General features: G+C 60.6%; 20 protein-coding genes and 1 pseudogene. 12 read left to right on the top strand and 9 right to left on the bottom strand.

Features of this window, described 5'->3' with window-relative positions; genetic code table 11:
• The first annotated feature begins 166 nt into the window (after nucleotides 1-166).
• From trbB to MUU53_RS12890, 11 genes are read left to right on the top strand one after another with little or no spacing between them, the layout of a single operon-like run.
• Entirely contained in the window at nucleotides 167-1159 is a 993-nt protein-coding gene (trbB, locus tag MUU53_RS12940; protein ID WP_247261254.1) for a P-type conjugative transfer ATPase TrbB, read from the top strand.
• Between the two features lie 59 nt (nucleotides 1160-1218).
• A complete protein-coding gene (locus tag MUU53_RS12935) occupies nucleotides 1219-1512 on the top strand; it encodes a TrbC/VirB2 family type IV secretion system protein (protein WP_247261280.1) in 294 nt (97 codons plus the stop codon).
• Nucleotides 1512-1784: a VirB3 family type IV secretion system protein gene (locus MUU53_RS12930; RefSeq protein WP_247261253.1), complete on the top strand. Its 273-nt coding sequence runs from the start codon at nucleotides 1512-1514 to the stop codon at nucleotides 1782-1784. The genes MUU53_RS12935 and MUU53_RS12930 overlap by 1 nt, the downstream gene beginning before the upstream one ends.
• A gap of 13 nt (nucleotides 1785-1797) precedes the next feature.
• On the top strand, nucleotides 1798-4251 hold the full coding sequence (trbE, locus tag MUU53_RS12925; RefSeq protein WP_247261252.1) for a conjugal transfer protein TrbE: 2454 nt from the start codon (nucleotides 1798-1800) through the stop codon (nucleotides 4249-4251).
• On the top strand, nucleotides 4248-5015 hold the full coding sequence (gene trbJ, locus MUU53_RS12920) for a P-type conjugative transfer protein TrbJ (RefSeq protein WP_247261251.1): 768 nt from the start codon (nucleotides 4248-4250) through the stop codon (nucleotides 5013-5015). Before trbE ends, trbJ begins: the two co-directional genes overlap by 4 nt.
• Before the next feature lie 10 nt (nucleotides 5016-5025).
• Nucleotides 5026-5331: a putative entry exclusion protein TrbK-alt gene (trbK-alt, locus tag MUU53_RS12915; RefSeq protein ID WP_247261250.1), complete on the top strand. Its 306-nt coding sequence runs from the start codon at nucleotides 5026-5028 to the stop codon at nucleotides 5329-5331.
• A gap of 2 nt (nucleotides 5332-5333) precedes the next feature.
• Entirely contained in the window at nucleotides 5334-6689 is a 1356-nt protein-coding gene (gene trbL, locus MUU53_RS12910) for a P-type conjugative transfer protein TrbL (RefSeq protein ID WP_247261249.1), read from the top strand.
• Nucleotides 6690-6691: 2 nt separating this feature from the next.
• On the top strand, nucleotides 6692-7375 hold the full coding sequence (gene trbF / locus MUU53_RS12905) for a conjugal transfer protein TrbF (protein WP_112796390.1): 684 nt from the start codon (nucleotides 6692-6694) through the stop codon (nucleotides 7373-7375).
• Nucleotides 7372-8427, top strand: a complete 1056-nt coding sequence (gene trbG, locus MUU53_RS12900) for a P-type conjugative transfer protein TrbG (protein ID WP_247261248.1) — start codon at nucleotides 7372-7374, stop codon at nucleotides 8425-8427. The genes trbF and trbG overlap by 4 nt, the downstream gene beginning before the upstream one ends.
• Complete coding sequence (locus MUU53_RS12895) at nucleotides 8424-9677, top strand: TraB/TrbI/VirB10 family type IV secretion system protein (RefSeq protein ID WP_247261247.1); 1254 nt, start codon at nucleotides 8424-8426, stop codon at nucleotides 9675-9677. Before trbG ends, MUU53_RS12895 begins: the two co-directional genes overlap by 4 nt.
• Before the next feature lies 1 nt (nucleotide 9678).
• The gene (locus tag MUU53_RS12890) at nucleotides 9679-9918 is read left to right on the top strand and encodes a DUF2274 domain-containing protein (RefSeq protein ID WP_247261246.1); all 240 of its coding nucleotides are present in this window, start codon (nucleotides 9679-9681) and stop codon (nucleotides 9916-9918) included.
• On the opposite strand, the gene MUU53_RS12885 is transcribed toward MUU53_RS12890, so the two are convergent.
• The 7 genes from MUU53_RS12885 to MUU53_RS12855 all read right to left on the bottom strand — a co-directional run bounded on the left by MUU53_RS12885 (nucleotide 9902) and on the right by MUU53_RS12855 (nucleotide 22679).
• On the bottom strand, nucleotides 9902-10822 hold the full coding sequence (locus MUU53_RS12885; protein ID WP_247261245.1) for a LysR family transcriptional regulator: 921 nt from the start codon (nucleotides 10820-10822) through the stop codon (nucleotides 9902-9904). The genes MUU53_RS12890 and MUU53_RS12885 overlap by 17 nt on opposite strands.
• A 263-nt stretch (nucleotides 10823-11085) precedes the next feature.
• Nucleotides 11086-13899, bottom strand: coding sequence for an ATP-binding protein (locus MUU53_RS12880; protein ID WP_247261244.1), 2814 nt, complete (start codon nucleotides 13897-13899; stop codon nucleotides 11086-11088).
• Nucleotides 13900-13931: 32 nt separating this feature from the next.
• Nucleotides 13932-16802 (bottom strand): DUF1156 domain-containing protein, encoded by a 2871-nt coding sequence (locus tag MUU53_RS12875; protein ID WP_247261243.1) that lies wholly within the window; start codon nucleotides 16800-16802, stop codon nucleotides 13932-13934.
• A 2-nt stretch (nucleotides 16803-16804) separates the two neighbouring features.
• Nucleotides 16805-17452 (bottom strand): retron system putative HNH endonuclease, encoded by a 648-nt coding sequence (locus tag MUU53_RS12870; protein WP_247261242.1) that lies wholly within the window; start codon nucleotides 17450-17452, stop codon nucleotides 16805-16807.
• 1 nt (nucleotide 17453) lies between these two features.
• Complete coding sequence (locus MUU53_RS12865; RefSeq protein WP_247261241.1) at nucleotides 17454-18785, bottom strand: AAA family ATPase; 1332 nt, start codon at nucleotides 18783-18785, stop codon at nucleotides 17454-17456.
• Nucleotides 18782-22294 carry a helicase-related protein gene (locus MUU53_RS12860; RefSeq protein WP_247261240.1) on the bottom strand — a complete coding sequence of 1171 codons (3513 nt, stop codon included), beginning with the start codon at nucleotides 22292-22294 and terminating at the stop codon, nucleotides 18782-18784. Before MUU53_RS12860 ends, MUU53_RS12865 begins: the two co-directional genes overlap by 4 nt.
• Before the next feature lie 79 nt (nucleotides 22295-22373).
• A complete protein-coding gene (locus MUU53_RS12855) occupies nucleotides 22374-22679 on the bottom strand; it encodes a HigA family addiction module antitoxin (protein ID WP_247261239.1) in 306 nt (101 codons plus the stop codon).
• Between the two features lie 456 nt (nucleotides 22680-23135).
• On the opposite strand from MUU53_RS12855, the gene MUU53_RS12850 reads away from it, so the two are divergent.
• Complete coding sequence (locus MUU53_RS12850) at nucleotides 23136-23369, top strand: helix-turn-helix domain-containing protein (RefSeq protein ID WP_247261238.1); 234 nt, start codon at nucleotides 23136-23138, stop codon at nucleotides 23367-23369.
• A gap of 61 nt (nucleotides 23370-23430) precedes the next feature.
• Here MUU53_RS12850 and MUU53_RS23370 read toward each other — a convergent pair.
• Both MUU53_RS23370 and MUU53_RS23365 read right to left on the bottom strand, forming a co-directional pair.
• Nucleotides 23431-23976: pseudogene (locus MUU53_RS23370) on the bottom strand (recombinase family protein); the annotation flags it as partial.
• A 15-nt stretch (nucleotides 23977-23991) separates the two neighbouring features.
• Complete coding sequence (locus MUU53_RS23365; protein WP_425524255.1) at nucleotides 23992-24756, bottom strand: recombinase family protein; 765 nt, start codon at nucleotides 24754-24756, stop codon at nucleotides 23992-23994.
• Nucleotides 24757-24809: the final 53 nt, after the last annotated feature.

Here is a 24809-nt window from a genome sequence, read left to right as displayed (position 1 = left end):
CAATCAACATTCCGATAACCAAAATCACTCCTCACCGCCGTTCTCCTGTATTTGCACGCCACGTCCCTACGACGGCGAAAATCTGTTGAGCCCGCCCAAAATCTGGCTCTCTTAATCATCCCCGTGCCGAAAGCGTTTGTTCGCTCGCGGCAGAAATGGGGATCGGATGGCCGCTTCACATCACAATTTGGAAGGCCTCGCACGCGGCGCGCGGATGCTGCGCACGGCGCTTGGCCCGGCCATTGCCCGATTTCTGGAAGACGCTTCCGTTGTTGAGGTGATGCTGAACCCGGATGGACGCATCTGGATCGACCGGCTTTCTGAAGGGTTGTCCGATACGGGGGAGCGCCTGTCGCCCGCCGATGGCGAGCGCATCGTTCGTCTGGTCGCCCATCACGTCGGCGCCGAGGTCCATGCCGGTGCCCCGCGCGTTTCGGCCGAACTGCCCGAGACGGGGGAACGGTTCGAGGGATTGTTGCCGCCCGTGGTCGCGGCACCCGCTTTCGCCATCCGCAAACCCGCCGTCGCGGTGTTCACGCTCGAAGACTACGTCGCCGCCGGGATCATGTCCGACATCCAGGCCGAGACGCTGCGCGAAGGCGTGGCCTCCCGCGCCAACATCCTCGTCGCCGGAGGCACGTCCACCGGCAAAACAACGCTGACCAATGCGCTGCTCGCCGAGGTCGCGAAGACCGCCGATCGCGTGGTCATCATCGAAGATACGCGCGAGCTGCAATGCGCCGCGCCCAATCTCGTTGCCATGCGCACCAAGGATGGCGTCGCTTCGCTCTCCGACCTAGTCCGCTCCTCGCTGCGTTTGCGCCCCGACCGAATCCCGGTCGGCGAAGTGCGCGGTGCCGAAGCCCTCGACCTGTTGAAGGCCTGGGGCACCGGTCATCCCGGCGGTGTCGGCACGATCCACGCTGGATCTGCCATTGGCGCGCTGCGCCGTATGGAACAGCTCATTCAGGAAGCCGTCGTCACAGTGCCCAGAGCGCTTATCGCAGAGACGATTGATCTCGTTGCCGTGCTGTCCGGTCGCGGTTCAGCGCGCCGGCTTACCGAACTCGCCCGCGTCGAGGGCCTCGGCCCGGATGGCGACTACCGCATCGTCTCGGCCACGATTTTCCACCAGCCAGAAGAAGGAACCTCCCAATGATGCCTGTTGTTCAGCCTTCCCATCCCTTGGGCCAGCGCCTTACGCGCAACCGCCTCACCATGACCGTATCAGTTGCTACGCTCTCTGTGATCATGGCCGCGCCCGCTTATGCCTCCGGTTCGTCCATGCCGTGGGAGCAGCCGCTGCAACAGATCCTGCAATCGATCGAAGGACCGGTCGCCAAGATCATCGCCGTCATCATCATTATTACCACGGGGCTGACGCTGGCCTTCGGCGATACGTCAGGCGGGTTCCGTCGTCTCATTCAGATCGTGTTCGGCCTGTCGATCGCTTTCGCGGCATCGAGTTTCTTCCTGTCCTTCTTCTCGTTTGGCGGCGGAGCGCTGGCCTGATGATGACCGCTGGTGACGAGGTTCTGGGCTTCACTGTGCCTGTCCACCGGGCGCTCAGCGAACCGATCCTGCTCGGCGGCGCACCACGCGCCATCGCCATCCTAAACGGTACGCTCGCCGGCGCGGTGGGCCTCGGCCTGCGCCTCTGGCTGGTCGGCATCCTCATCTGGGCAATCGGGCATTTCGCGGCGGTATGGGCAGCCAAGCGCGACCCGCACTTCGTCGAGGTCGGTCGCCGCCATCTGCGCATCCCGGCGCACCTGACAGTCTGAGGGAAGCGCCGCCATGATGAACCTCGCCGAATACCGCAACAAAAACGCCCGGCTCGCTGATTTCCTGCCCTGGGTGGCGCTGGTCGGTTCCGGCATCGTGCTCAACAAGGACGGCAGCTTCCAGCGCACGGCGCGGTTTCGTGGTCCCGATCTGGATTCGGCCGTACCCGCTGAACTCGTCGCGGTTGCGGGCCGGTTGAACAACGCCTTTCGCCGTCTCGGCTCGGGCTGGGCGATCTTCGTCGAGGCGCAGCGCCATTCATCGAACCTCTATCCCGACAGCCGCTTTCCCGATGCCGCATCCGCCCTGGTTGATGCCGAACGAAAGGCTGATTTCGAAGAAGCCATTGCGCATTTCGAGTCCAGCTATTTCCTGACCTTCACCTATCTGCCGCCGACCGAGGACGCTGCTCGCGCCGAGACCTGGCTTTACGAGGGCCGCGAGAAGACCGGTATCGCCCCCCTTGAGGTGATGACCGGTTTCGCCGACCGCACCGACAGGCTGCTCCGCCTGATCGAAGCGTTCATGCCGGAATGCCGCTGGCTCGATGACGGCGAGACGCTGACCTATCTGCACGGCTGCGTTTCCACGCACCGGCACCGCGTCCGTGTGCCCGAGACGCCGGTCTATCTCGACGCGCTGCTCGCCGATCAGCCGCTGACCGGCGGGCTGGAGCCGCGCCTTGGCGGCGCGCATCTGCGCGTCCTGACGATAACTGGCTTCCCGACCGCGACGACACCCGGCCTGCTCGACGAGCTGAACCGGCTGGCTTTTCCCTATCGCTGGTCCACCCGGGCCGTCCTGCTCGACAAGACCGATGCGGTGAAACTGCTGACCAAAATCCGCCGCCAATGGTTCGCCAAGCGCAAGTCTATAGCCGCGATCCTGAAGGAGGTGATGACCAACGAACAATCGGTACTGGTGGATACCGACGCCTCGAACAAGGCGGCGGATGCCGATCTCGCGCTTCAGGAACTCGGCGCTGACTATGCCGGTATAGCCTATGTCACCGCCACCGTGACGGTCTGGGACAACGATCCACGCATAGCCGACGAGAAGCTGCGGCTGGTCGAGAAGGTCATCCAAGGTCGCGACTTCACGGCTATGCCTGAGACCATCAATGCGGTGGATGCCTGGCTCGGCTCCTTGCCAGGCCATGTCTACGCCAATGTGCGCCAGCCTCCGATCAGCACGTTGAACCTTGCCCACATGATCCCCCTTAGTGCCGTGTGGGCGGGGCCGGAACGGGGAGGTCCTAGCAGTGATGGGCACTTTGCAGCGCCCCCATTGCTGTTCGGCAAGACCGAAGGCTCGACCCCGTTCCGGTTTTCCCTCCACGTTGGCGATGTTGGCCATACGCTGATTGTCGGTCCTACCGGCGCGGGCAAATCCGTTCTGCTGGCGCTGATGGCCTTGCAGTTCCGACGTTACCAGCAGTCACAAGTCTTCGCCTTCGATTTCGGCGGGAGCATTCGCGCCGCGGCACTCGCCATGCGCGGCGACTGGCACGATCTTGGCGGCGGTCTAACCGAGGGCAGCGCCGACAGCGTATCGCTACAGCCGCTCGCGCGCGTCGATGACGCCGCCGAGCGTGCATGGGCGGCCGACTGGATCGGCGCAATCCTCGCCCGTGAGAGCGTCGCCATCACGCCGGAGGTGAAGGAACATCTCTGGACGGCGCTGACCTCGCTGGCCTCCGCGCCGGTCGAGGAACGCACAATCACCGGCCTCTGCGTCCTGTTGCAGTCCAATGATCTGAAGCAGGCGCTCCGCCCCTACTGTATCGGCGGGGCATGGGGCCGGTTGCTCGATGCCGAAATCGAATATCTGGGCACCGCCAGTTGCCAAGCCTTCGAGACCGAAGGGCTGATCGGCACTGAAGCCGCGCCCGCGGTGCTCGCCTATCTCTTCCACCGGATCGAGGATCGGCTCGACGGCTCGCCAACCCTCATCATCGTTGATGAAGGCTGGCTGGCGCTGGACGATGAGGGTTTCGCCTCCCAGCTCCGCGAATGGCTGAAGACGCTCAGGAAGAAGAACGCCAGCGTCATCTTCGCCACGCAGTCGTTGTCCGACATCGACGGTTCGGCCATCGCACCGGCCATCATCGAGAGCTGCCAAACCCGGCTTTTACTGCCGAACGAACGGGCGATCGAGCCGCAGATCACCGCCATCTACCGCCGCTTCGGCCTCAACGACCGCCAGATTGAGATCCTCGCCCGCGCCATGCCCAAGCGCGATTATTACTGCCAGTCACGGCGCGGCAACCGGCTGTTCGAGCTGGGCTTGTCGGAAGTGGCGCTGGCGCTTTGCGCGGCATCTTCCAAGACCGATCAGGCGACCATCGCGAAGATCATCGCCGAGCATGGCGCAGACGGCTTCCTCGACGCCTGGCTGCGCCATCGTGGCCTCGATTGGGCTGCCGACCTCATCCCCAACCTCACCAACCTGGAGACACTGTCATGACGCTTCGTCAATTCCCGGGCCGCACCCGCGCGGTGATGATCGCTGCCGCCCTTGCCATCCCGCTTTCAGCATCACCACTGCTGACGACACCGGCGTCCGCGCAATGGATCGTCTACGATCCGACCAATTATGCGCAGAACCTGCTCTCAGCGACGCGGGCGCTTCAACAGATCAACAATCAGATCACCTCGCTTCAGAATGAAGCGCAGATGCTGATCAACCAGGCGCGCAATCTGGCGAGCCTGCCATATTCGTCGCTGCAACAGCTCCAGCAGTCGGTGAGCCGCACCCAACAGCTTCTCGGCCAGGCCCAGAACATTGCTTACAATGTGCAAGCGATCGATCAGGCCTTCCAGACCCAATACGCCAATGTCTCCATGTCGGCCTCCGATGCGCAACTCGTTTCAGATGCCAAGACCCGTTGGCAGAACACGGTGGGCGGCCTTCAGGACGCCATGCGCGTGCAGGCCACCGTCGTCGGCAATATCGACACCAATCGCACCGAGATGTCATCTCTCGTTGGCGTCAGTCAGTCCGCCACTGGCGCTTTGCAAGCGACCCAGGCCGGAAACCAGCTCCTCGCCCTTCAGGCCCAGCAACTGAGCGATCTCACGGCGGTCGTTGCCGCCAATGGGCGGGCGCAGGCTTTGCAATCGGCCGAGCAGGCCGCCGCTGCCGAACAGGGGCGAGAACAACGCCGCCGCTTCCTGACGCCAGGTTCCGGTTATCAGGCTGGCAGTGCCCAGATGTTCTACGGCAATTGAGGGCGGCATAATGGACGGCAAGACCCTCGCGCGTCTCGCGGCCGTGATTTTCGTGGCCATCGCCATCATCGCGACAGCGATCGAGATGAACCACCGTGATGTGTCTCAAGACGCCTCCGTGACCTTTCCGCCTGCCGCCCCAAGGCCGGACCCGCTCGATGCGGAACTTGCCCGGTGCAGCGGGATTGGCGAAGCCGGAAGCCGCGATGCGGCTTGCCTGAAGGCATGGGCGGAAAACCGCCGCCGCTTCCTTGGCCAACCCGCCTGGTCAGCTCCGGGCCCGCAGCCGTCGTCGCCTGAGAATGGAGCGCACTGACTATGGGCAATACCGGCGTCATTGATCATTTTCTCGAGGTCTTCACCCGCTATATCGACGGCGGTTTCGGATTGCTCCGGCCCGAAGTGGCCTTCATCGCCACCACCTTGATCGTCATCGACGTCACGCTGGCAGCTCTCTTCTGGTCCTGGGGCGCCGACGAGGACATCATCGCCCGCCTCGTCAAGAAGACGCTCTTCGTCGGCGTCTTCGCCTATATCATCGGCAACTGGAACAATCTTGCCCGTATCGTCTTCGAAAGCTTCGCCGGTCTCGGTCTGAAGGCGTCGGGCACGGGGTTTTCGGTGAGCGATCTTCTGCGCCCCGGCAAGGTGGCGCAGACCGGCCTTGATGCGGGCCGCCCCCTTCTCGATTCCATCTCGAACCTGATGGGCTATTGGGCCTTCTTCGAGAATTTCATTCAGATCGCCTGCATGTTGTTCGCTTGGGCGCTCGTGCTGCTCGCCTTCTTCGTGCTCGCCATCCAGCTCTTCGTCACCCTGATCGAGTTCAAGCTGACGACGCTCGCCGGTTTCGTGCTGATCCCCTTCGGTCTCTTTGGCAAATCCGCCTTCATGGCCGAGCGCGTCCTCGGCAACGTCATTTCTTCCGGCATAAAGGTGCTGGTTCTCGCCGTCATCATCGGCATCGGATCGACGCTGTTTTCCGAGTTCACTGCCGGTTTTGGCGGCGCGACCCCGACCATCGACGAGGCCATGGCTATCGTGCTCGCGGCGCTATCGCTGCTCGGTCTTGGCATTTTCGGTCCCGGCATTGCCAGCGGCCTCGTGTCGGGCGGCCCGCAGCTCGGTGCGGGCGCCGCCATCGGCACTGGTCTCGCTGCCGGCGGCATGGTTGCGGCAGGCGCGGCAACAGTCGGCGCGGTCGCCTCCGGCGGCGCCTCTCTTCTCGGCGGTGCCGCAGCCGCCGCGCGTGGCGGCGCAGCGCTGGCCGGTGGCGCATCGACCGCCTACAGCCTCGGTGCCGCCGGTGAGACCGGCGCTTCCGCTGTGGCCTCCGGTCTTGGCAATGTCGCTTCGACGGGTGCCAAGGCTGCCGTTTCTCCCCTGAAGAAGGCTGCTGGCCGCGCGTCCGACAGCCTGAAATCCAGCTACCAGTCCGGCGCTCGTGCCGCCTTCGAGGCCAGTGGCGGATCGTCAACGGCCGGCACCGTAGGCGGCGATGGGCCGGAAACCGCATCAGGTTCCGCCTCTCCTTCTGAAAACCCTCCCGCCTGGGCGAAGCGCATGAAGCGCTCCCAGACCATGACGCACGGCGTTCAAGCAGCCGCGCACGCCGTCAAATCCGGCGACGCCCATGGCGGCGGATCGTCCGTCAATCTCTCCGAAGGCAATTGACCATGTTCAAGCGACCGTCCACCCATTACGGCAAATCTCCCGAACCCGAGACACCCTATCAGCGTGCCGCCCAGGTCTGGGACGACCGAATCGGCTCTGCCCGCGTTCAGGCAAAGAACTGGCGGCTGATGGCATTCGGCTCCCTCGCCTTGTCGGCAGGATTGTCGGGTGCGCTGGTCTGGCAGTCGATGAACGGCTCGATCGTGCCTTGGGTGGTGCAGGTCGACAAGCTCGGACAGGCGCAAGCGATTGCACCCGCGACTGCCGACTATCAGCCCAACGACGCCCAGATTGCCTTCTACCTTGCTCGTTTCATCGAACAGGTCAGGAGCATTCCCGCCGATCCGATCATCGTCCGTCAGAACTGGCTGCGCGCCTATGATTTTACGACGCAGGGCGGCGCGCTGGCGCTCAACGACTATGCGCGCGCCAATGATCCCTTCGCCAAGGTCGGCAAGCAACAGATCGCTGTTGAAGTGTCATCGGTCATTCGCGCCTCGCCGTCGAGCTTCCGCGTCGCCTGGATCGAGCGTCGCTATCAGGACGGATCATTGGCCGCGACCGAGCGCTGGTCCGCCATCCTTACCGTCGCCGTGCAGCCGCCCCGCGATGCCGACACGCTCAGGAAAAATCCCCTCGGGATCTACATCAACGCGATCAACTGGTCGAAGGAGCTTGGATCATGATCCGGCCGTCTCATCTGACCGCCGGACATCCGGCGGCGTGTAGCTACGCACTTCCGCCTTTCCGTAAATCCGGCTTGCCGCTTCTCTTGCTCTATGCCTCTGCGCTTGCCGGGTGCGCGACACCGCAAAAGCCCCCGGAAATTTCCTATAACGATGCCGCGCCCGCCGTTCTGGCGGCCGATCCGCCAAAGCCGGTTCAGGTTGTCGAATTGCCCAAAGTCCTGCCGCTCCCCGGCCAGTTGAAGCCGGTCGGCAAGGATGGCAAGCCCGCACCTGAACTGGCGGACCCGGCCGCCCGGGTGAGCGAAGCCAACGCCGCTGCCCGGATGCAGCCAGTTCGGAACGGCTTCATCAATTCGATGCAGGTCTACCCCTTCGTCGATGGCGCGCTCTATCAGGTCTATACCTCGCCGGGACAAATCACCGATATCGGCCTCCAGCCCGGCGAGCAGCTTGTCGGTTCCGGCCCGGTCGCGGCCGGAGACACAGTGCGCTGGATCATCGGCGATACCGAAAGCGGCTCAGGCGCCACCAAACAGGTCCATATCCTTGTCAAGCCGACGCGACCGGAACTGACGACGAACCTGGTCATCAACACTGATCGGCGCACCTATCACATGGAGCTACGCTCGACAGAAAAGACCTATATGGCCTCGGTCTCCTGGCAGTATCCGCAGGACCAGCTCATCGCACTCCGCCGCCAGAACACCCAGGCCGAGGCTCAGCAGCCGGTCGCCAGCGGCGTCGATCTCTCCCGTGTTAATTTCCGCTACGACGTGACCGGAGACCGAGCACCCTGGCGGCCCTTGCGCGCCTTCGATGACGGGCGGCAGGTGTTCATCGAATTTCCGCGCGGCATCGGCCAGGGCGAAATGCCGCCATTGTTCGTCGTCGGCCCCGAGGGCGACACGTCCGAACTCGTAAACTACCGCGTGCGTGGCAATTTCATGATCGTCGACCGCCTGTTCGCCGCCGCCGAATTGCGCTTCGGCGCGGGCAAGGACCAGAAACGTGTCCGCATCTCCCGGACCGACGGGAGGCCCGCGTCGTGAGCACAGAAGTCGATCCCGAAAGGCAAGAAGCCCAGAAGCCGGATGCGACTGAGGACGACGCCCGGCCGCTAACCGGCGAGCCCGTTTCTTCCATGCGTCTTCGCCCCGATCCACCGCGTGTCACGCGGCTGTCACGCAAGGTTCTGGCCGGTCTGGGGCTCGCCGCAGGCCTCGGCGTCGGCGGTGCCCTGATCTATGCCCTTCAGACAAGGAATGGCGGCAACCAGGGGCATGAACTCTATTCGACCGACAATCGCACCACGCCGGATGGTCTGGTAGGACTGCCCAAGGACTATAGTGGCGTTCCGAAACTCGGTCCCCCGCTTCCCGGCGATCTTGGGCGACCGATCCTGAACGCTCAGAACGGCGGTCAGCCGGTTGCAACGCCCGGCGTTGTCGCCAATCCGCCATCCGGCCCAAATCCGGAAGAGCAGCGTCGCGCGCAGGAGATTGAGGCTGCCCGCACCGCCCGGCTGTTTGCACCGACCGATGCAAATTCCACCAATATGGGCACGACCAATCCTGCGCAGACTACGGCGGCGGCGATGACCCCGCAGCCCGACCTCGCCAGTCTCGGTCTTGCGCCGCAGCCCTCAACACCCTCCGCGCAAGATCGCCAGCTTGCCTTCCTCAACCAGACGCCCGACAAGCGCACGGTTTCGACTGATCGCGTCGCCGCCCCGGCATCGCCGAACATCCTTCAGGCTGGGGCTGTGATTGCCGCCGCGCTCATCACCGGCATCCGCTCCGATCTGCCCGGTCAGATCGCCGCCCAGGTGACGGAGAATATCTATGACAGCCCGACCGGCAAAATCCTGCTCATCCCTCAAGGCACCCGCGTCATTGGTCAATACGACAATGGTGTAGGCTTCGGTCAGCGTCGCGTGCTCCTCGTCTGGAACCGGCTGATCTTTCCCAATGGCCGCTCGATCGTTCTGGAGCGCCAGCCCGGCGCGGACGCCGAAGGCTATGCCGGTCTCGAGGATGGTGTCGATTATCACTGGGGCGAGTTGTTCAAGGCGGCGGCCTTGTCCACGCTGCTCAGTGTCGGCGCACAGGCCGGTTCGTCCGGAAACGATGGCGATATCCTGCAAGCTCTGCGTCAAGGCGCGTCACAGAGCATCAACCAGACCGGCCAACAGGTGGTCAGCCGCCAACTCAACATCGCGCCAACTCTGACCATTCGGCCCGGATTCCCGGTCCGTGTGATCGTCACACGCGATCTTGTCCTCGAACCTTATGGATGTTGATATGGCGAAGTTGAAACTCTCGGTGATCGTCGATGACAAGCCCGTCAAGGTCACGCTGGAACTGCCGGCCGGCCTGCACCGCGATCTCGTCGCCTATGCCAACATCCTCGCCCGCGAGGCAGGCCAGTCGCCCGCCGATCCCGTCCGCCTGATCGTACCTATGTTGGAGCGGTTCATCGCCACGGACCGCGGCTTTGCCAAGGCGAAGAAATCCGTGTCCCAAACTACGCCGTCGATGTGACAAGCGAAACGTTTTGGGTCTCAAGAGAAGTCGCAATATCCAGAAACCGCAGGAAGGCCGGATTGTCGTTCTGGGCCGACCAGACCATGCTGTAGGGCAAGGTTTCGTTGCCGATAGGACGGAAGACGACGCCAGGAACCTGCGTCGCCGTGATGCCCTCGCTTGCCAGTGTCAGGCCCTGGCCGAGCGCCACGAGCGAAAGAAGGTTATGCCGCCCGACACTATGCGGCAGGATTTCCGGCTGGCGGCCCAGCCCGGCAAGCCTCTGGACCAGGTAGTTGTAAATCTCCTGTCCCGGGGCGGCGTCACTGACGATGAAGCGCTCGCCGATGACGTCGACCCAACCCACTTGCTCGGCGTCGGCAAGGACATGTTGTTCCGGCATGGCCACAAAGACCTGCTCTGACCAGAGATGGCGGCATTCGCAGCCTTCCCATTCGAGGGTTCCAGTCAGAAATGCCACATCAAGCTGCCGCTGACGGATGGCGGCGACATGCTCCGCCTGATCGCCATCGGCGAACGACATTTGGATGGCCGCGTACTTTTCGGAGAATTTCTGGATGAGGTCGGCCAGAAAGCTGGAACCCAATGACGACAGGATGCCGATCCGCAACTCTCCATCGCCCACCCGTCCGATAGCGGCGACTTCCGTTCGCGCAAGACCAATCTCGGACAGCGCCTTTCGGCCCCTGTCCACGAACTGCTTGCCCGCAAGTGTTAGTGTGACCCCACAGTGAGAACGGACGAACAAAGCCGTTCCAAGCCGAATTTCCAGATCGCGTACCCGTCGGCTGATCGCCGATTCCTGAACCCCGAGAGCCGCTGCCGCCCGACGAAAACTGCCGTGTTCGGAAGCGGCGAGAACGTAACTAATGTGGCGAAGTTCGATATTCGATCCCGGCACGCACACTCCATGAAGGCATTAAGAACTCCACAGAAACAAGTGTGAAGTGGCCAACATCGTCTCACGGTTTTGTGGCGGGCATTCGGCAAAACTTTGTCGTTCTTCACGTCTCTATCGTGCCTATCATTTGCGACCGTAGCTAAATCGCCCAATGCGCCAAAAGCAGTGGAAATCACACTATCGACAAAGCACAGGTAAATGCTGATGACCACGCTTATCGCTATGCTCCAAATCGGAGAACTGAAAAATGTGGCTGCGCGCCCTCATTCCCAATCGGCCGATTTCAGACCAAGGCTGCGAGCGTTCTCCGAAACCGCGCGTCGCACATTTTCACCGGCCCCATCTGGAAATTCGGCCGAGATTTCCAACACAAGGCGAACGTTCGCATTTGGATCAGATGTAAGCACCGACACGATTTCCTCGGCGATCTGCACCAAGCGCATTTTCGCGGTTGCGGGCGGAATCTCGGCGGAGCCATAGAAAGTTTTCAGCTTTGGGGTGGATGGTTCAGACGGGCTTACTACCACCGTCGGCGATGCGCTTCCGTCACTGGAGATAAAGCCGCTAGGCCCCTCAGCCACCCCGTTCGATGTTTTGGCAGTGGTCAGTGCAATAACCGGAGTCGCTGTTGGCCGGATTGCATCTTCATAGGCGTGAGCCGCTTGTGGCTCGATTAAAAGCAAGGTGTCATCGAAGACGGCATTGCCACCGCCGAGCGCAAAGCCCTCGAACTTGCCGTCAGCTTCGCCGTAGGCAGTGCCGAAAAAGTCCCTGCTGGCAGCGCCGGTACGGATCGCCTGCGCCAGAACATCCCTCGTCCTGAGGCGCGGCATGTAGAGATAGCGCAAGGTATCCTCGAAAAAACCGGCCGCGTTCGCCGCGCTCTGCCCCCCCTTCCAATAAAGCTCTTTGAGCTTGGTGCGCAGATGGATCGGCGACCAGATAGCGATCACCAACTCGTTGTCGGTGCAGACCCGCTCGATCTCGCCGCCGATGGAGCCGCCGGTCGTGTTCAAGGCAAACGCCTCGATGCCCGACTTGGGATCGGTTGGCGTATCCATCATCGGGCAGAGCAGCCATTTGTAGCACTCACGGACCACGCGCGGCAGCGCGTCCTCAGCACCCTTCAGTTCCTTCTCGGCCTGGTTTTTCTGCAAGAGGTCGATGTTCAGGCGGCCTTCCTTCACATCCTCGACGATCGACCCCCACGCGAGCGCGACGCGCGTTGCGTCGTTGAGCCTGGAAAGCGCGCCGTGATCGGGGGCAAGGAAGAGCAGCCGGTTGCTGCGATAGCGCGGCTTCGCGCCGTTTTTGCCGATAGTCTCAAGCACCGCCTCAAAGGCAAGCCGGTGCTCTTCGCGGGCAAACCAAGCCTCCGGCGGCAAAATGACAAGCCGCAGGGCGCTGTCGTCAGGCACGTCGCTATGCGGCGTGAAGGTGTGCACGCCGTCGAAGACATTGCCCACCGTCTTCTTCAAAGCGTCGGCGATCTTGCCGCGCACCTCCGTCCGGTCATCGAAACGGCGTTTTCTGTCCTCCATCTCCCGGCGCAAATTGGCGCGGGTATCGAACCAGAAGCGGGTGGCATCTTGGCTCTTGTCGCCGGAGGCGTTGAGATAGTGCAGCCGGTCGGCGAGCCGGCCGAGCGCATCGGAATAGACGGAGGCCGCCTGTCCCGGCTGAAGGCAGCCCAGAACGATATGCGCCCGGTCGAGACCGCGCGCGGCGACCTTGGACGCGACCGACGACGGGGCGCTGCCAAGGAAGATCGTTCGGGCAATGCGTCGCGCGGCCGCCACCTGGCCGAAGCGCGGCTCCTTGCTCTCCAGCGCCGTCGTTTCCGCACGGTCGCTATCGATGTCCCGCTCGATCACGGCATCCCAGCCTGCCGGCAGGTAGTAGGTGAGCTCGTTGCGGCTGCTGCTGTCATGCAGCGGCAGGCTGCCGGGCATGATTAGCAGGTCTTTGTTATCGTCCTTCCACAGCCGGTAGATGACCTTCGCCATGAGTTTCAGGACGCCGCGCGTGCGCTGGAAGCCATCGATGGTCGTCCAGTCCTCGTAGAGGCGATCAAACACCTCCGGGTGGATCGGATAGGCGTGCAGCAACCGCTCGTAATAGCGGCGCTCCTGCGTATCGGCCGGGAGCTTCACGCCCTCGGCGATATAGGCGTCGGCAAAGGCGCGACACACGGCTTCGCGGGTCTTCTCATCGCGCACCGGCTCGAACAGACGGCGGCGGACAATCTCGAACGCTTCCTCGGTCGCCACCGGCTTCCAAAGCGCCTGCACACGCCCGAAGGTCTTTTCGAGAGCACGCAGCGACGCCACTCCGCGCTGACTGCCCGCTTCAAGATCGGATTCCGGCAACGAGGCAAGCACGAAGGCGCGCGGCACCAGCTTCACCGCTTCGGTGAGAGCCTGCACAAAGGACAGGTTGGAGTCGTAACTACCACCGCTGATCGCCTGCGATTCCGGGAACTGGCGGATATAGGCGACCAACTCGTCGATCAGCACGACGCATGGCGCGTGCCGCTCCAAAAGGTCGCGCAACACGTCCTTGCCGGGGGATGTGCCGGTAGCGTCTGCCTCGGCAACGAGCGCGAAGGCTTCCGCGCCACCAAATTGCCACGCCATCTCGCCCCATAGGGTTTTGATCGTCTGGCTCCCGCGCTTCCACGGCTGCCCCGGCGCATGTGCGGTGCCATCCAGCACCGCGACTCGGGCCCGCGGCACATCCATCAAGCCTGCGCGGTCAACCAGAGCCGGGATGCCGGCGAGATCCGACAAAGCGCATTTGCGGCTGGCCAGGTGATAGACGGCAAGCATGGTGTGCGTCTTGCCGCCACCGAATGCGGTCTGAAGCTGCACGACCGGCTCGCCGCCCCGGCCGGCGAGGCGCTGCGCCACCTGCGTCAGCAACATCGCCATGCCTTCGGTAATAAAGGTGCGATCGAAGAACGCGCCCGCATCCTGATATTCGCGGCTGGCCCTTCCGGTGCTGACCGCCGTGATGTCGGCCGCGAACTCCGATTGCTGAAACGTGCCTTCGAGCACGTCCCGATGGGGTACAGCCACTTCTCTCCAAGGTTTCATCGACGGCTCCCCCTTCAGCCAAACAGATCACTTTGATGCGCCTTCGGCGCCGCAGTAGCGGCGGACTCGATGGCGCTCCAGCTTGTTATGATTTCATTGTAGGCACGGGCGTCCTCGGCCCAGCCAGCCCGCTCACAAAGTGTATAGAGGCGGTAGGAGAGTTGACGCGTTGCCTCGGCTTTTGCGGCGACTGCAGAAAGCACCTTACCCGCGCCGCTTTCGCCCTCTGCCCGAAAGATGCGGATGATTTGGTGCAATGCTTCCCACACCGGAAGCCGATCATCCTTGGCAGGATTCCAACCACCAGCATATTCGCTCCATTTCAGCAACCGAACAACACCGCCCGCCGCGTAGAGAACGCCCGATTGTCTTACGCCATCCACGCTGGTGCCCTTGGCCCGGGCAAGCGTATCTGCTTCACCAAACCGGCCGTCTTTCCATCCATACTGCTCGAACCAGTGTAAGCAGAATTGGGTGTCGTGATCGAAGTCATCCTCGGCAAGGAAACGATTGATAAGCTGGTAAGCCGTTTGAACGCTCATCACCGTTCCGTCCGCTTCAAGAACGGCAGCATATTTGGAAAACACGGCCATGCCGGGGCCAATGATAGCCTGCGACAGGTCCACCGGCGCGACGGGCGAGTGATCATCACCTGAGCCGCGCGTCATTTCATCAAGTGCTTCAGGCAGAACCTGATTCAACTCGCGCTGAAATGCACGTCGCGAAATGGTAGCGGCGGCAGCAGGTCTTCGGCGGGCTATTAGAACAATGCTGGAGGCAAGGGCGTTTGAATCATTTTCTCTCATACGTCCGGGCTTTTCAGTGCGAGTAGGCCAAGTTCCACTGATTGCGAAACCCGCGCGGACGACCGCTTCGAGAAACGTCTCCCAACCCTTGCTAGATGTGCCCGCTTCCGCCTCGTCGTCAGCCTGTTTGAAGGCATAGTAGATGGATACAGGAAATGCAGGATGCGTTAGATCTGCCAAACGGTGCATCGCTTGCGTCATGCCGTCCAAGAAAAACTGGGCTGCGGCATCTCCCCCGCCGTGACGGGCAGGTGTCGCAACCAACTCATCTTCTTTCGGGGTAGAAACCGTGGCAAACAGGTCTGGAAACGCCGACCTCAGCGAATGGCGCAACCATACATAGAAAAAATCAGACAAATCTGCATAGCCGATATTGTCGTAGTAAGGAGGATCAGTCGACACAACCTTATTGAGTGAAATTGATTGATTGTTCGCATCAGCTTGGATTGAACGTCCTTGCAATCCATGCCCCAGCGCCTCAAATCCCTTGATTTGACGCTCATATAGATTGTTGAAGCTACCGGATGAATCACTAAATGGATTGCTCTCCGCATAATCCCAAACCATCGGCAGTGCTTGCCGAGAGAACACACTGCGCATTTGTGTATTTGCGCTATTCCAGCCGCAAAGCGATGATGAATGGTTTGCAACTTGGCTAACTAGGAATGCAAGATAAACAGTAATTGCCTTCGCATAAGAAGCAGCTTCTATCTCCTGCAACCCAGAATCCTTTGCGTCACCCTCTATCAACTCCCGCAAATCGGATACTAATTCCGACATTGTTGAAAGAATAACGAGTTGTCGATTGGTGAATAAATCACTCCATTGACGCATGCCATAGGCACCAATACGAAATCCCAAAGCTTGTTGGAAAAACTCAATATCGGGCTTCCAATTTGGCGTCGCATTTAGTGCCAGCGCCTCCATTTCTGAAGTGGGCGACAGATAGACTCGCCCTTTGGCTCCTTCTGCAACTACCGCCATGAGGCGGGCGCCCAGCCTGCCTGCCTGCGCTTCCGTTTTGATATATTCAGTGCTGATAGGTACGTCAGACAACAAGCAGCGGAAATTACCTCGTGCCAGCTTAGTGCCTTGCTTGGCGTCGTTTGACGGACGTCCAACCTGAGCGACGAAGTGATAATGATCGCCATCTACTACGGGCTCAACATAGGCTTCCTTTTTTTCTTTAGTCGAAAGCACAAATGATGAGGCCAAAGGCACGTTGACATGCCGGAATGCAGGATTTGGACTCTTCACAGTCCTTGCCCATATCCACGCGAGCACTGTGAGCTTCTGACCAACCATCGGCTTCAGGTCTGGCCTCTCGTTTGCCATATCCGCCGTGATCTCCACTGGTGGATAAAGATGGCCGATCCGCTTTTGCGCTTCATCGCGCATCCACTGGCCGTAATAGCGAACGTCCTCGGCAAGACCCTGTGCCCGCTCCCAACGCTTGCTCCAAGCGTCGCAGCTCGCTCGCGCCTGCGGGTTTACCGGCGACTGACCAGCAAACTTTGAAGGAATCTCGATCATCGCCTTGTTGATGAGTACAGGCACGGGATTGATATCGGAGGCGTAGCTCTCAAGTCCAAGGCGCTGTGCCTCAAGCGGCAATGCACCACCACCAGCGAACGGGTCGTGGAAGGCGGGCAGCTTTTCAGGATTGAATAGCTCAGCCGCCTGCGGGTGATCGCTGTTCAAATTACAGGTCTCGCGCCACGACTTGCGGATTTCAGCACGAGCTTTTTCTAGCACCGTCTCGTTGTTGGTGTTCTCCCACTTCACCAGGTCTTTGATGATGGCAAAGAGCCTATTTCGGCTAGCGGACCAGCTCGCCTTGATGTTATTCGGAGGAATTTCGCCCGGATGCTCAAGCTCCCATTTCCACGACGGGTCGTTAACCATCTGCGCAAAGATGACGGCGCGCGCCGCCGCGAGGGGACGCCGAGCCCACCACAGATGTAAGGTACTAGGATGACCGTGACGGATCGACTTCTCGCGCGCGGCCGCTTCGTTTATCGCGTCCAACGGCAGAGCGACTTCGATCAGCTTCTTCGGTGCTTTTATAGTTGCGTTCATTCTTATTGTCTTTCCGTCAGCACATGGCGGATGGCTGTGTAAAATGGTAGGCTCTGCGCGACCTGAAGCTCTTCGGCGAAATACGCGCGAATATCGTCTGGCGGCCAACCTTCGTTGAAAGCTGTGTCGGCGTCGTTGACGTATCCCGACACTGCGATCTTGCGCATGGCGCGCAACCGGCCCCACTCGGCATCAAGCGAGAAGACCCGCAGCGTCTCGCTGGCGCGATGCAGGTCCGCTTCAGAAAGGCCATGCCGGATACTGATCGTTCCGTCCGCCTGGAAAATAAAGAAGGCGTCGGGGTCGTCGGCACACGGATTGACGAGGTGGTTGACATTGTACGGGCCTGCACCTTGATCTTTGAAATGGCCGCAGGAGTCAGTCTGATCGCAAGACCAGAAGAGATTCCCCCAGTCGAAGGTGAGGTGACGATAGGCTGTATCACCCTTGGGACGGAAGTGCTCTATATGCTGCCCAAGTGTGTCGATGTCGCCTTCACAATAGGCGCAGCGGAGGCCCTGCATCGCTTTTAGGTGCGTCCTGATCTCTTCCTTGTGAGCAGGCTTCACATCGCCCCATGAATGCGCTCCATGATGATACCCGCTCAAGCAGGGTGGCGCGGCGCAGTTCGTCCGATCAAGTTTCCGCATGTCACGCGCCCTCCGGTCGACTCTTGGTTAGCCTGAACCGTTGGAAGCGGGCCAGACGATCGACCTCCAGTATGACCGGATGGGTTTCGCCATAATGGGCGATCAGGCCTTGCCGCAAGGCGACTGCTTCCCGCCCTTCGGCTTTGCCCCCCTCGATAAGCTTGCGATAGGCGCTAAGGGCATCCGTCTCCGCAAGCTGCGGAACCGGGTCCACGTCCATCACGCTCGCCAGGACATCCGCGCTCTCGACGCCGCGGGTTTGAATCAAGGGTGTCTGGATCACCACGTCACCATCCTTGATCTGCAGGACGCGAATCGACGACTTATCGACCGTCGAAAGCACATGCGGGCTGTGCGTGCTAACGATGATCTGCAACGCTGGAAAAGCCTCTTGAAGCAGACCGAGCACCTGCTGCTGCCAGCGGGGATGTAGGTGCATGTCCACTTCATCAACTATCAGCACGCCGGGAGTTTCGACGGCGGCCCGATCACTTAATTGCGGATTGAGGCTGGCGCAACGGCGCGCGACATCGGCAACAAGGGCGAGCATGGTGCGCACGCCGTCGCTCAGCATAGATAGGGGCAACTCACCTCGTGTCTCGTGCTTGGCCGTCAGGGTGCGAAACTCGTCATCCCAACGAAGCCTTGACCAGCCGGTCGGCCGAAGAACCGTGTCCGTGGCCGTTTTTACGCCTTCGATCATTGCAAGATTGGCTTGCAGGCTCTCGCGGAAAGAAGGCGATGCCGTCTGCCTGAAACGGTGCTCGAACCAGGCCGAAATGCCCTTGAAGGATGAAGACGAGGTCAGGCAGTCGGCATAGCCGGAGACGCGCTCCCCGACATTTGTGACGGAGGAGCGGCGATTTTCAGTCTGCCGCTGCTCGTTCCAGAGCCGGCCCGTCCCGTAGTAGGCGATGAGCGGCAACACCGCCGAGTCCGACAGGAACGGCTGCGCGGCCGTTTTCATCGGCTCAAAGTGCCGCGTGCTCGGACGCACCTTGTCGCCGTAGGTTTTAACTGCACTCTTCCACACCACGGCAGCGCCTTGGACAGTCGCCTGCGCTTCGTATTCGGTCGGCAAGCAAGGTGACATCCCGCGCTCCTGGCCGAGGACCAGGCGCACGTCGTTCCTCTCGATCCGCTGAACCTTCTCTAGTGACTCGAGCGTGTTGACGAAGACCGACAGCGCAACTCCGGCAGCATCGAGCACGGCGGTTTTGCCGCTGCCATTTTCCGCGACCAGCACGGTGAGACGATTATGGAACTCGACTTCACAATGAGCAAAACAACGGAAATTCGTGAGCGACAGCTTGTCGAGGCGTAACGCAGTCATTGGGCCTCCGCCTTAGCGAGCAGATCGCCGAGATTGAAGTTTATGGACGCTACACCCCAGCCGGGTTCACGGTCGAACGGACTGGGAATGTAGTGGGGGCCGTCGATAGCGTCGTCATCTCCTACGATGACAATTGCCAGAACGAACTTCTCTCCCTGATTGAAAGCGTAGAGCATCTCATTGCGCGTGATGGTGACGGTGCTCGCGCCCTTCACCCGCCCCTTCACTTCAATGTGCCTGGGATCACGTTGCCGCCCCTCAACGGCTGGCGGATAAGATGTTAGATCCCAGCCGCATTTTGCGGCGGAGACATCGACGACACGGCAACCGCGCGCTTCCTCTGCCTGTCGAACCGCCGTCATGGCAAGCTGTTCAATGCGCGAACGCGCCGCTGCATCGGCTGCGAAGGTCGTCGCCACCGGATCGACCGGCTCGTCACCACGAAGCTTGTTAATCAAACCTGCCGGCACGATCAGCGCTGCGCCCAGCACGACCGGCGTGCCGTTCACGACATGACGCATGGCCTGAAGCTCCTTCTTGCGGCCGTCGAGGCGGCCTTGAAGATCGCCAAGCGTGCGTTCGACATTCTGAAGGTTGAGCCGCACGTCCTTGCCGACCTCGGCGTCGTCCTTGAGCTTCAGCCAACGATCTTGCCAGAAGGCGATTTCCTTGCTCAGCCGCGCATGGACGGCCTTCAACGTCTTCTCCACATGGTCGATACGCCGCTGAGCAACGTCGCCATAATGCTCCGGCACTAAGGTCGTCGCCGCCAAAGACAAGGCCCGGGCTTCCTGACCAGAAGACAGCCACGGAGCATCGAGCACGTCCTTGAGCAAGGGACGCTCGGCTTCCGGCAGAGGATCAAGGTCGAGGTGTGGCGCCCATCCGGCAAAGGCCGCTTGCCCGTCCGGGCCGACACGCACGAATTGCAACCGCTTGGAAAGCACCGAGCCGTCGCCAGATTTGATCTCGTGCGTCAGCAGAAACAGCATCCCCGGTTCGAATCCTTCATCGGATGGATCAACCAGGATCGCCCCCTGCCGCAGAAGGTTGGTGTGCAGCTCAAGGATCATGTCCGACATGGCAAGCATGAGCGGATGGCCGGGGTGCATGAGCACGGCGCGTTCCAGCCCCGGCTTGTCGAGCGGCTGAATAGCCTGGCGCTCGAAGCAAACGCGGCTGTAGCGCCGCAGAACCGGCTCATGCTCACGACGGTTTCGACCCGTGAGGCGGCGGTCGCGTTCGCGGATCGCCGCCGGAATATGGGTGATCTCCGACCGTCCGGCCTCACGCGGATGCGCTGTACCACCAAGTGCGTCGAGAGCCTTGTTGAAAAAGGCACGCACGAAGAACGGCTGAAGCCGTCGCGCCTCCGCCTTTTCCATCTCCTCCTTCACGGCAAACAGCCGATCCGCACTCATCGTCTCCTGCGCAAGAGCATTGCGGTTCAAGAGAGATTTCAGGTGGTCGTGGTCGAGCGCGTTGTCGATCTTCTGGGTCAGCCGGGCACGGACTTCTGGGCGATCGCCATAGCAGATGGCCTCGACCAGAAGATCCTTGAGACTGGTCCCCTCGAACACCTCGCCCAGAATATCGAAGACGCGGCCATTAAGGGCCTGGCTCTCAACCTCCAGCTTCATCAGCAAGCGGTGATAGACATCGCCCTCGCGGGTTTCCTTGGAGACGAGATTCCACAGGTGGCAAACCTCGGTCTGCCCGATGCGGTGGATACGGCCAAACCGCTGCTCCAGCCGGTTCGGATTCCAGGGCAGGTCATAGTTGACCATCAGGTTGGCGTTCTGAAGGTTCACGCCTTCGCCAGCGGCGTCCGTCGCCACCAGCACGCGCACATCCGGATCGGAGCGGAAGAGCGCCTGAAGACGGCGGCGCTCGTCCCGATGCGTGCCGCCGTGGATGGTCACGATCGCATCGGGATTGCCGAGCACACCGGCAATCCGCGCCTGAAGATAGTTCAGCGTGTCGCGATGTTCGGAAAAGATGATGATCTTGCGCTGCCGGCCAGCGGCGTCGCGCGTTTCGGGATGGTTCTGAAGGATTCTGGATAGCTCATCCCATTTGCGATCCTTCCCAGATGCGACGACGGCTTTGGCCTGCTCCTCCAGCCCCTTCAGGATGACGATCTCGGCTTCAAGCTCGACGTCGGTTTTGGCGGCCGTGGCGTCGTCGATCAAGTTTTCTTCTAGGGTTTCCTGCTCTTCGGCGCTCAGGTCGTCGTCATCCTCCGGAGCGCCAGCGTAGGTTGCCGCAAGGGCGTGCTGCCCCTTGATACCGAGTCTTTCGTCGCGCAGCCGGCTTTCGAGCCGCTCGCGGCGGCGCTTGAGCGACTGGAATATTGCTTCCGGGCTTGAGGCGAGACGTCGTTGCAGCGCGGCTAATGCGAAACCGACAGAACCCTTGCGTGCACCTTTGAGCTGATCCGCCTTGCCCATCTCGGTTTGCACATAGTTGGTGACGGCCTCGTACAAGGCAGCTTCGATTGGGGAGAGTTCGTAGTTGACCGTGTAAGCCCTGCGCTCCGGGAAGAGCGGCGTGCCGTCGAACTTGAGCAGTTCCTCCTTGACCATGCGACGCATGAGGTCGGAGGCATCGACCTTGTGAACGCCATCGCGGAACTTGCCGTAGAAGCGATCAGCATCGAGCAACGACAGGAAAAGCTGAAAGTCCTCCTCCTTGCCGTTATGCGGTGTTGCCGTCATCAACAGCAGGTGCCGAACATGCGCGCCCAGCTTCTCCGCGAAGCGAAAACGGCCAGTCTTTTCCAGCTTGGAACCGAAATAGTGCGCAGACAGCTTATGCGCTTCGTCAAAGACGGCCAAATCCCAGCCCGGCGCGCAGAGCTTTTCCTGAAGCTCTTCGTTGCGGGAGAGCTGATCGAGCCGGACGATAAGGCGGGGATAGTCGTCGAACGGGTTCCCACTCGGCGAGGTCTGCTCCAGGAGCTGCGAATAGACGTGAAACTCCAGCCCGAATTTCTCGTGAAGCTCATCCCGCCATTGTTCGACCAAGCTGCCAGGCGCGACGATCAGGATGCGATGCGAGTCCGCGCGCATGATGAGTTCGCGGATATAGAGGCCCGCCATGATCGTCTTGCCGGCGCCAGGGTCGTCGGCAAGGACGAATCGCAAAGGTTGCCGGGGCAAAAGCGATTCATAGACAGCTGTAATCTGGTGCGGTAGCGGCTCAACATTCGAGCTATGGACAGCCATCATCGGGTCGAACAGAAAAGCAAGGTCGATCCGCTTGGCCTCGCAAGCAAGCTGAAACGCCGCACCATCGCCGTCGAAGGAAAACGGCCGTTCCACCGTGGCAAGATCAACAGAAGGCTCATCGCCCCTGTTGAGAAGCCGCTCCTTCATGCCACCGTCAGGGGTCCGATAAATAAGCTGAACCGATCCCTCCCCAAGGGGAACGAGAGCAACAGCCGTCACCACTTGGGACGGCTCGATCCCTGATAAACTAACGCCGGATCTTATATCTTCGAGCTTCATACTACGGCCGGCTTTCTTGGAGTCTCTGGAGCCTTCGCCCAAAGGCCCTCTATAACCAGATGGGATGCGATAAGACTTTTCATTCCGGTGCCTTACCCGCGTAAGGCACCACATTAACTTCCTTGGCCTTTTTACGCGCCTCCGCAATGTCAAAGCTGTTCTGCATCCGCATGAGGGTCTCCATTGAAATGCCAAACGCCTTCTCGATGCGGATCGCCATCTCCGGCGACAAGTCAGCTCGTTCGTTCAACAGGGCCGACAAGGCGGCACGGGTGACACCAAGAGCATCTGCTGCGGCGGTGACCGACAAGCCGAGAGGGCCGATAACCTCATTCTTTACGAAGCCACCAGGATGAGCAGGAGACATCAAACGGCTACCATTCATTGCGCTCACATCCGAGGATCAATAGACACAGGTCAGCCCCACGTCGGCTTGTTCATGTTCCGAATCTGCCAACTAAAATTAGCAAAACGCATCGCATAGCGTCAAGCTACACTTTACACTCACCCACATGAGACTTTACCAACGACCGTTACGTGAATAGTTCAAAGACAAAATGCGGCTTGGAGATTGCCTCTATATGCGCCCCCAGATGTCTGCATATTTGTCGGAGCGCGATGTCACCAATTTGTATCCTCTGACTATCCCCTTTCCCTACGCCTGAAGAATAGGACTTCCCCGGTTACTATCGTGAGCTCATGCTCATTCATGCAGGAGCGTGCGCCTCCAGGTTTCGACAAGCCTGCCGGTGCCCCCGGGCGACCGATCCGTTCCGATACGGGCACCAATATCGACCATTAATTGAACACAGGCGGCGATGCGCCTGCCGAAGGAGGTCCTATGCCAGGAACCAATTTTCTTACGCCGGACGAAGTAGCTGAACGCTATCGCGGCAGCATTTCGGTGGGAACCTTGCGAAATTGGCGCTCGATGAAGATCGGGCCGTCGTTCGTAAAGATCGGCAAAGCCGTCCTCTACCAGGTCGATGAGTTAGAGGCTTGGGACGAACGGAACCGTGTCCAATGCCGCAATTCAAAGCGACTTGGGCACGAGACCGCAGATCATCATGTGTGACCGCTCCACCCTGCAGCGGCGGACGTGCCGGTGTTGTTCCCAACACACCCGCCTATCTCCTTCAATAGGGACAAACTGTCCCTAAGGCGGCCGACCATATGACGACCGGCCTGGTGGGCTTCATGCGGGTTCGCCGCCATTCCCACCGCCATGCTTGATCCGCCCCGCAGTGCGGCGTCTCCCATGGTCCCCGCGCTTTTCGGGTCCGGGGCCCCACTCTGCGTTTAGGCCGCCGGCGGCTCAGCAACGGATCCGGCGTGAAACCCACGAGACCATACGCCCGAAGCAAGCTGCCAAATCGGGAGCTATAGGCACTGCTGGACGGCATCCCGTCACATTGGTCGATAACGATTCCGGAAAGCAGACCCCGTTGATGATACAGCTTTCTCAGGGACTGCAACATCTCCTCATCGCTGAGGCGAAAGGAGCGCGCGCTGATCATGGTTCTTGCCGCTTCGAATAACTCGCGCTCGACGACGGCTGCAAACGCATCCTGCGCACGGATCCACATTTCGGGATCGTTCTGGACGCGCTTTTTCTTCAGCTTGAAGGATTGGCGGTTCCAAACATTGTCGCCCACATATTTTTCATTGATCAAAACCTGGTGGACGGTTCCCCTGGTCTAAGGACGCCCGAGGTCTGTGAGAATGCCACGCCTATTGAGATCGGCTGCAATCTGGCTTTCGCTGTATACCTGATGAACAAACGAGCGGTAGATTTCACGAACCAGATTGACTTCCTCGGCAGGGCCCAGCGTTAGGATCACCCGATCGGTCTGGATGCTTTTGTGCTCGCCCCGTTCGAGGAAGCCCTTGGTGACACCGTGCTCATCGATGAGTGTTCGACGTAAGCCGAAGCCCGCTGGCCCGCCCTGCCTATAACCCTTCTCGATCAGGCGACCTTGGCCTCCAAACACCTTGGTTGATAGCTCACGGCTGTATTCGCCCGCCATCGCCCGCTTCACACCTTTTACAATGGTCGAAATCGGGCTACCGTCGTTGTCGAATTGCTCGGCGCAATACTCCACGGCGATACCGGCGCGTCGGCAGAGATATTCGTAGTACGCGCTTTCGTCAGCATCCTGGAATCTTCCCCAGCGGCTAACGTCATAGACGAGCACCAAGGTGAATTCGACGCTCCCGGATCTGACGTCCTCGATTAACTGTTGAAGCGCGTCGCGCCCCTCGATCTTGAGACCGCTCTTCCCGGCATCGGCATAGGTCTTGACGATCTCGATCCCGCGAGACTGGGCATATTGTTTGATGGCGCCGGATTGGTTTTCCGTAGAATACATCTGATGATCCGTCGACATGCGGACGTATTCGGCAGCGCGAAGGGGGCGTTCCAGCTGCCCTGGCCGATTATCGTCGTAAAATCTCCGGTTCATCTCATCACGCACTCCTGGACATAACCGCGGCAGTTAAGACGTCTGAAGCCGCA

The sequence above is a fragment of the Affinirhizobium lemnae genome, assembly GCF_022968395.1.
In the GTDB taxonomy this organism is placed as follows: domain Bacteria; phylum Pseudomonadota; class Alphaproteobacteria; order Rhizobiales; family Rhizobiaceae; genus Neorhizobium; species Neorhizobium lemnae.
This window is presented reverse-complemented; position numbering and strand designations above follow the sequence as displayed.

Coding starts and splice junctions, on each gene's coding strand:
- MUU53_RS23365 (WP_425524255.1), bottom strand. CDS start 24,756: ATGAACCGGAGATTTTACGACGATAATCGGCCAGGGCAGCTGGAACGC.
- MUU53_RS12935 (WP_247261280.1), top strand. CDS start 1,219: ATGACCGTATCAGTTGCTACGCTCTCTGTGATCATGGCCGCGCCCGCT.
- MUU53_RS12930 (WP_247261253.1), top strand. CDS start 1,512: ATGATGACCGCTGGTGACGAGGTTCTGGGCTTCACTGTGCCTGTCCAC.
- MUU53_RS12865 (WP_247261241.1), bottom strand. CDS start 18,785: ATGACTGCGTTACGCCTCGACAAGCTGTCGCTCACGAATTTCCGTTGT.
- MUU53_RS12870 (WP_247261242.1), bottom strand. CDS start 17,452: ATGCGGAAACTTGATCGGACGAACTGCGCCGCGCCACCCTGCTTGAGC.
- trbL (WP_247261249.1), top strand. CDS start 5,334: ATGGGCAATACCGGCGTCATTGATCATTTTCTCGAGGTCTTCACCCGC.
- trbK-alt (WP_247261250.1), top strand. CDS start 5,026: ATGGACGGCAAGACCCTCGCGCGTCTCGCGGCCGTGATTTTCGTGGCC.
- MUU53_RS12890 (WP_247261246.1), top strand. CDS start 9,679: ATGGCGAAGTTGAAACTCTCGGTGATCGTCGATGACAAGCCCGTCAAG.
- MUU53_RS12860 (WP_247261240.1), bottom strand. CDS start 22,294: ATGAAGCTCGAAGATATAAGATCCGGCGTTAGTTTATCAGGGATCGAG.
- MUU53_RS12855 (WP_247261239.1), bottom strand. CDS start 22,679: ATGAATGGTAGCCGTTTGATGTCTCCTGCTCATCCTGGTGGCTTCGTA.
- trbB (WP_247261254.1), top strand. CDS start 167: ATGGCCGCTTCACATCACAATTTGGAAGGCCTCGCACGCGGCGCGCGG.
- trbG (WP_247261248.1), top strand. CDS start 7,372: ATGATCCGGCCGTCTCATCTGACCGCCGGACATCCGGCGGCGTGTAGC.
- trbF (WP_112796390.1), top strand. CDS start 6,692: ATGTTCAAGCGACCGTCCACCCATTACGGCAAATCTCCCGAACCCGAG.
- MUU53_RS12875 (WP_247261243.1), bottom strand. CDS start 16,802: ATGAACGCAACTATAAAAGCACCGAAGAAGCTGATCGAAGTCGCTCTG.
- trbJ (WP_247261251.1), top strand. CDS start 4,248: ATGACGCTTCGTCAATTCCCGGGCCGCACCCGCGCGGTGATGATCGCT.
- MUU53_RS12850 (WP_247261238.1), top strand. CDS start 23,136: ATGCCAGGAACCAATTTTCTTACGCCGGACGAAGTAGCTGAACGCTAT.
- trbE (WP_247261252.1), top strand. CDS start 1,798: ATGATGAACCTCGCCGAATACCGCAACAAAAACGCCCGGCTCGCTGAT.